The organism is Hymenobacter sp. H14-R3 (assembly GCF_030063445.1).
In the GTDB taxonomy this organism is placed as follows: Bacteria; Bacteroidota; Bacteroidia; order Cytophagales; family Hymenobacteraceae; genus Hymenobacter.
Genome location: NZ_JASITD010000060.1, coordinates 2435 through 3627, shown reverse-complemented (window position 1 = coordinate 3627; position 1193 = coordinate 2435).

The following is a 1193-nucleotide window of genomic DNA, read 5'->3' as shown; positions in this document are numbered from 1 at the left end:
CCGCTATCACCCCCAACTTTTACACCAGCCTACTCCCACTATTTCCGCTGCCCTGCCTCCCCATCCTACGCTAAAACTCCGGGCTCCCTCCTTCCTGACTCAGCTAGCACCTTCCTGTTTCCCCGCCTACAACCCGCCCCTGCTCCTGACTATTTTCTCCTTCCCGCTCAGAAACACCCCCACTTCCTGCTGCCAATTTTTGCTCCTTCCCGCTCCCCTTTTCACAACCCGCCCCCTGCGCTTTCTTACCAACATACGCCCCCTCCAGCGCGCCTACTTAATCCTGACCCTTCTCCAATCTACTCCCGTTTTTCCAGTCAGGCTCTTCCCACTACCAGCCTACGCTACCCCACCAGTCATCCCACATACCGCCGCCCTTCCATCCAGTTTTCCCCGACCTGCTCACGTAAAATCCAGCCTGCCATGCGCTGAATTTCTGGCCTTATCTACTCCTTTTTACCCCTGCCCACCGTCAAAAATCAGCTCCTATTCTTGTCATTTTCGACCATCCCCCCGCTCTTTTTTTGGACGATTACCCTGGAAACTTTGCCTCTGCTGCTTCCATTTTTTTACTTACGACCGCTCACTTACTCCTTCACCTTTCCACCGCTACTGCTTTAAATTTTCGCACTTGCTCCCCGACTTCTGCTGCCGCTTCCCCTTCCATTTTTCTGCTGCTTCCTGCCCATTTTTCCTGATCACCCGGCTGCTGTTCCCCTCCGCTACTTGCCTGTTCTTACCTGCCAATCGCTGCCTGGCCTTAGCCTTTTTCTACGCTAGCTTCCCCTGAAAACCTCGCCTTCCTTAGCCGAATTTTCTCAGCTCACAGCATCTTTTTTCGGACTTAACCCGGCCTTTTCGCTCGTTCTTCCCCTGTAAAACCAGCTCCTCCTCCCCCTACTTTCCACGAACTCCTCCCTCCATTTCTTACTCGGACTTGCCTACTTTTTTTGCCAACCACCTTCAAAATTTAGCTGCCTCTCATCCGATTTTTTACTTCCCTACCCTGCCTTTTTAGCTGCTGCCTTTTCACTTTCTTACCTGTCCTGCCCGCGCGCTTTTCCCCCGCCTTGCCCTTCCACCTATCGAAAAAAACTTACCCGCTCCTTTGCCTATTGCTCCCAGTCCGCTCCTGCTTTCAGCCGCTATCCGCCCCCCCAGCGAGCTGAAACTTTCTACCACCTGCCCCCATT